Genomic DNA, 6,206 nt, shown 5'->3' with positions numbered 1-6,206 from the left:
CAAAGACCAATCATTTCGTTGTAACGACTTTTATATAGTAACATATTCAGCAGGACGCGTCAACCTCTTTTTTTATCACAGAAGCGACAATTAAGCTCCTGCTTAAAAAGAACAATTTCTATTATACTCGTTTTACGATGAATAGCAATAGTTTTTTAAAGTTAAATTTTGCAAATTACAAAACTGCATGTGAAGCTTGGGCAAAGCTATGCCGCGGCAGTCAACAACATCCCGCGGTAACATTAAAGCAGCACCCGAACCGGTTCAGCGCCAAAAACGCATTACTTGATCATTTCTTTTATAAACAAATCGCGCCGGGTTTCCAAATCGACCATTTCATCGCTGCTTAAAATTTTTACGAGCGGTTTGATCGGGGCGGATGGTTTCGTATAAATGACTTCCGCTACTTCATTATTCGATAAAATGACTTTCGTTCCGATCGACAAATGAGCAACAAGGCGTATTAAAGCGTTTACGACAGAAATATCGAATTCCCCGAAATGGTCCTCCAACAATTCTTCAATTGCCTGAAACGGGATTTTCTTTTTTTTGTATATATGGTCGCAAACAATTGCATGATACACGTCTGAAACAGCAACAATTCTTGAGAGGATCGGAATTCTGCCCGGATTTTCCCTAAAAGGATAGCCGCTCCGGTCCAGGCGTTCATGATGCTGCAAAATAGCCAGCTTCGTTTCCGATTTGAGCAGGGATGTGTGTTGGACCATTTGCAGCCCGTACACAGGATGGCTTTTGATTTCTTCAAATTCCGTTTCCGTCAAAGGGTCTGTTTTTTTCAGCAGATGCTGCGGGACTTTTGCCATTCCGGCATCAGCCAGGCATCCGGCTAAAGCAGCCTGGTAGCAGGCGCCTTTTTCCAAGTTTAATTTTTGGGCGATAGCGCCGCTTAACAGCCCTACAGAAACGGCATGGTGGTACATATATTCTTCTTTCGTGGAATAGCGGTGGATCAACCTGATATTGGACGGATCCTTTTCAATGTATTGGAAAAGCGGAATAAAGTAATCCCGGACTTCCCCGACGTTTACTTTCGAGCCGGCCTGCCAGCTTTGGAAATTTTTCTTGTAGCTGTTTACGGCAGCGTTATACAATTCCTGAAAACCGGAAGGCAGTTTTTCCATGACAGGGTTCATTTGTTTTTCTTCCGCCCCGCAACCCTGTCCGGCATTTTGAAATTGCCCCACTGATACTTCTTCTATATCAAACTCTTTCAGGACATTGATCATCCGCCTTGTCAAAAGCGTCCCTTTCGGCATAATAGGGTGAGCTGTTTTTCCCATTACATCTTCCGATAAAACATATCCCGGGATTAAATCAAAAACTTTTATTTTCAAACTTTCTCCCCCCATAAAAATCACGCGCATGATGTTGACAATATTTTACCAAAAAAAAGGAGCATTGTGTAAATGCTCCTTCAAAAACCTGTTATTCCTGCTCGGTTTCTTCAACCGGATCGGAATGCTTTTCTTCTTCATCTTTTTCTACTTTCGCGACGGTTGCGACATATTCATCATCGCCAAGGCGGATCAGTTTAACGCCCATTGTGTTCCTGCCTAGCACAGAAATATCGTCGACAGCCATGCGGATCAGGACGCCACCGCCTGTGATCAGCATCAAGTCTTCGTCCCCCGTTACGGTTTTCACTGCGACAAGCGGCCCGTTTTTGCTTGTAATATTGCATGTTTTCAAGCCTTTTCCCCCGCGGCTTTGGATGCGGTATCCGCTCCCTTTTGTCCGTTTGCCGTAACCGTTGCGTGTAACGATCAAGACGTCGTCATTTTCCTCCAAGATTTCCATTCCGACCACTTCATCACCGCCGGTTAATGTGATCCCTTTTACACCGGTTGCCGACCTTCCCATCGGCCGGACGTCCGTTTCCGGGAAGCGGATCAGCATGCCGTTTTTCGTGCCAATAATGATGTCTTTATGGCCGTCCGTCAGTTTTACGGAAATCAGTTCATCCTCTTCTTTCAAATGGATCGCAATTAAACCGTTCGTCCGGATGTTTGCAAAATCGGAGACAGGTGTGCGTTTTGAAATGCCGTTTTTTGTGGTAAAGAATAAAAACCAGTCTTCGCCAAACTCTTCGACGCGGATCATCGTATTGATCGATTCATCTTTATCGATTTCAAGCAGGTTCACGATCGGAATGCCCTTCGCCGTCCTTCCGTATTCCGGAATTTCGTACCCTTTCTTTTTATAAACTTTTCCTTTATTCGTAAAGAAAAGAATCGTGTCATGGGTGGATGTCGTTAAAAGGTGTTCGACAAAATCATCTTCGTTCGTGCCCATGCCCTGCACGCCGCGGCCGCCGCGTTTTTGGCTGCGGTAAGTCGAAATCGGCAGGCGTTTGACATAACCGTTATGCGTCAGTGTAATGGCGATGTTTTCTTGCGGGATCAAATCTTCGTCCTCGATCTGGTCTACATTGCCAGCGACGATTTCAGTGCGGCGTTCGTCATTATACCGCGCTTTGATTTCAAGCAGTTCTTCGCGGATGATTTCAAGCACTTTTTCTTCGTCCGCCAAAATGGCTTTCAATTCAGCAATCAATTTGATTAAACCCTGGTACTCTTCCTCAATTTTTTCGCGTTCCAAACCGGTCAGACGCTGCAGGCGCATATCCAGGATCGCCTGGGCCTGCTTTTCGGATAAGGAGAATTGCTCCATCAAGCCGTTGCGGGCAATTTCCGTCGTCTGGGAAGATCGGATTAATTGGATAATCGCATCGATATGGTCGAGTGCAATGCGCAAGCCTTCCAAAATATGGGCGCGGGCTTCCGCTTTTTTCAAATCAAATGCCGTTCTGCGCCGGATGACTTCTTCCTGATGGTCCAGATAATGGCGGAGCGCCTGCTTTAAATTCAATACTTTCGGCTGTCCGCCCACAAGCGCAAGCAGGTTAATACCGAATGTCGTTTGCATCGCGGTATGCTTGTACAAATTGTTCAGGATGACATTCGCATTGGCATCGCGCCGGACTTCGATCACAATCCGCATGCCGCTGCGGTCAGATTCATCGCGCAGGTCGGTAATACCGTCAATCCTTTTTTCATGGACGAGTTCGGCAATCCGTTCAATCAGTTTGGCTTTATTGACCTGGTAAGGGATTTCTGTCACAACGATCGATTCTTTGCCGTTCTGCTTCTGTTCAATTTCAACGCGCGCCCTTAACGTAATCGAGCCTCTTCCGGTTTCGTAAGCGCGACGGATTCCGCTCCTGCCAACAATTAAACCGGCCGTTGGGAAATCCGGGCCGGGGATGTACTCCATTAATTCTTGAATCGTAATATCCGGATTTTTGATTAAAGCAAGGATCCCATCGATCACTTCGCCGAGCTGGTGCGGCGGAATGTTCGTAGCCATGCCGACCGCGATGCCTGAAGACCCGTTCACCAAAAGGTTCGGGAAACGGGCAGGCAGGACGGACGGTTCTTTTTCCGAACCATCGTAGTTGTCCTGGAAATCAATTGTATCTTTGTTAATATCGCGCAAAAGCTCAAGAGAAATCTTTGACATCCGCGCTTCCGTGTAACGCATGGCGGCAGCCGGATCGCCGTCGACTGAGCCGAAATTGCCGTGCCCGTCGACAAGCATATAGCGGTAGCTGAAATCCTGCGCCATACGCACCATCGTTTCGTATACGGCAGCGTCACCGTGCGGATGGTATTTCCCGATCACTTCACCGACAATACGCGCCGATTTTTTATAAGCTTTATCCGGGGTCATGCCGAGGTCATTCATTGCATACAAAATCCGGCGGTGCACAGGCTTTAATCCGTCCCGCACATCGGGGATGGCCCGGGAAACAATGACGCTCATCGCATAATCGAGAAAAGATGTGCGCATTTCCTGGGTTAAATTCACTTCAACAATATTCGATTCCGGTGTTTCAGCCATTTAAGCAACCTCCTTTTCTTTAAATGTCCAGGTTTTTTACGTAAATGGCATTTTCTTCAATAAAATTCCGCCGCGGTTCCACTTTATCACCCATCAGCATTTCAAAGGTGCTGTCCGCTTCAATCGCATCGTCAAGGCTCACTTGCAGCATCGTCCGGTTTTTCGGTTCCATCGTCGTTTCCCACAGCTGTTCCGGGTTCATTTCCCCTAAGCCTTTATAGCGCTGGATCGAAGGTTTCGGCTGTTCCGGAAGCTGTTTGAGCAGTTCTTCGAGGCCGCGGTCGCTGTATACATACTCCACTCTTTTCCCTTGCTGCACTTTAAACAGCGGCGGCTGGGCAATATAAATATATCCGGCATCGATTAAAGGCCGCATATAACGGTAAAAGAATGTCAATAATAACGTTCTGATATGGGCGCCGTCGACATCGGCATCCGTCATGATCACAACTTTATGGTAGCGTGCCTTGGAAATATCAAAATCTTCCCCGACACCTGTCCCGAGCGCCGTAATGATCGTGCGGATTTCGGCGTTTGACAAAATTTTATCCAAACGTGCTTTTTCGACGTTTAAAATTTTTCCGCGCAAAGGGAGAATCGCCTGGAACATGCGGTCCCTCCCCTGCTTGGCGGATCCGCCCGCCGAGTCGCCTTCCACAATGTACAATTCACTGATGGACGGATCACGCGATGTACAGTCCGCCAGTTTGCCCGGCAGGCTTGTCGATTCGAGCGCGCTCTTTCTGCGGGTCAACTCCCTCGCCTTTTTCGCCGCCATCCTTGCCCGTGCTGCCATCAACCCTTTTTCTACAATTTTTCTGGCGACAGAAGGGTTTTCCATCATAAACTTCTCGAAAGTCTCAGAAAATATCGTATCCGTAATCGTTCTTGCTTCGGAATTCCCGAGTTTTGTTTTCGTCTGCCCTTCAAACTGTGGGTTAGGGTGTTTGATGGAAACAATAGCGGTCAGGCCTTCGCGGACATCTTCCCCTGTTAAGTTCTGCTCATTTTCTTTGATGAAATTGTTTTTCCGCCCATAGTCATTGATCACGCGGGTCAAAGCCGTTTTAAAGCCTGATTCATGGGTGCCGCCTTCGTAGGTGTGGATATTATTTGCGAATGAATAAATATTACTTGTATACCCTTCGTTATACTGCAGGGAGATTTCCACATAAATGCCGTCCTTCTCGCCTTCCACATAGATCGGTTCCTCATGAAGTACTTCTTTTGAACGGTTCAAATGTTCGACATAAGATTTAATGCCGCCTTCGAAATGGTACTCATTTTTGCGCGGATTTTCCCTTTTATCCTCAATCGTAATTTTGATGCCTTTGTTTAAAAAAGCGAGTTCACGGAGACGGGTCGTGAGAACATCGTAATCAAACTCGGTCGTTTCCGTAAAAATTTCCGGATCCGGCTTGAAGTGTGTCGTTGTGCCAGTGCGGTCGGTGTCGCCAATGATTTTTAAGTCAAAAGCAGGTTTGCCGCGATGGTATTTCTGGTAGTAAATATGTCCGTCGCGATGGACGTATACATCAAGTTCCGTAGACAGCGCGTTCACAACAGATGCGCCGACACCATGGAGGCCGCCGGAAACTTTATAACCTCCACCGCCGAATTTACCGCCTGCATGCAGCACCGTCATGATCACTTCAACAGCAGGCCTGCCCATTTTTTCGTGGATCCCGACCGGAATGCCGCGCCCGTTGTCTTTTACGGTAATGCTGTTGTCTTTTTCAATAAACACGTTAATTTCATCGCAATAGCCGGCCAATGCTTCATCAATGCTGTTATCGACAATTTCCCAGACGAGATGGTGAAGCCCTCTTGAACTTGTAGAGCCAATGTACATCCCGGGCCGTTTGCGCACAGCTTCGAGCCCTTCAAGAACCTGTATCTGCTCAGCATCATAAGACTGCTCTTGTAATTGTTCTTGTTCCAATGATACCACCTGCACTCTCTCAAAAAATAAAACAGATTGTTCCGTTTATGGTTAAACCGACCACCGGTTAATTTGTGTAAAAACCCGGCCGGATTGGATAAAGTCTTTTTGTTTTGCCGTTTGTACGTTTGATTAATGCGCCGGGGGAAAGGGGCGATAAGTAAATACGGTGTTGGGTGATAATAACGGATTTAAAGCCGCCTTTTGCCAAATTGATGGTGTCTTGCCGAAAAGCCTGCAAATAATCATCGTTTATATCAGAACCATTGAGTGATCTTTGGTCCAGAATGGCAATAATCTCATCACCCCGGACCATCACATCTTCCCCGATATGAAGATACAT

4 protein-coding genes are annotated in these 6,206 nt (G+C 46.8%); all 4 read right to left on the bottom strand.

The window, feature by feature from the left end:
* Positions 1-281: 281 nt before the first annotated feature.
* Positions 282-1,355 carry an HD-GYP domain-containing protein gene (locus tag GBH70_RS13465; RefSeq protein WP_151681524.1) on the bottom strand — a complete coding sequence of 358 codons (1,074 nt, stop codon included), beginning with the start codon at positions 1,353-1,355 and terminating at the stop codon, positions 282-284.
* Between the two features lie 91 nt (positions 1,356-1,446).
* A complete protein-coding gene (gyrA, locus tag GBH70_RS13460; RefSeq protein ID WP_151681523.1) occupies positions 1,447-3,921 on the bottom strand; it encodes a DNA gyrase subunit A in 2,475 nt (824 codons plus the stop codon).
* 19 nt (positions 3,922-3,940) lie between these two features.
* The gene (gene gyrB, locus GBH70_RS13455) at positions 3,941-5,863 is read right to left on the bottom strand and encodes a DNA topoisomerase (ATP-hydrolyzing) subunit B (RefSeq protein ID WP_151681522.1); all 1,923 of its coding nucleotides are present in this window, start codon (positions 5,861-5,863) and stop codon (positions 3,941-3,943) included.
* 67 nt (positions 5,864-5,930) lie between these two features.
* On the bottom strand, positions 5,931-6,206 hold the full coding sequence (remB, locus tag GBH70_RS13450) for an extracellular matrix regulator RemB (RefSeq protein WP_151681521.1): 276 nt from the start codon (positions 6,204-6,206) through the stop codon (positions 5,931-5,933).

The sequence above is a fragment of the Weizmannia acidilactici genome, assembly GCF_008974225.1.
Lineage (GTDB): Bacteria > Bacillota > Bacilli > Bacillales > Bacillaceae_C > Weizmannia > Weizmannia acidilactici.
Note: the sequence above shows the minus strand (reverse complement) of the source record. Positions and strands in the feature narration are given on the sequence as shown.

Bases quoted from the DNA above. Each gene is read 5' to 3' on its own strand.
- gyrA (WP_151681523.1), bottom strand. From the start codon at position 3,921: ATGGCTGAAACACCGGAATCGAATATTGTTGAAGTGAATTTAACCCAG.
- remB (WP_151681521.1), bottom strand. From the start codon at position 6,206: ATGTATCTTCATATCGGGGAAGATGTGATGGTCCGGGGTGATGAGATT.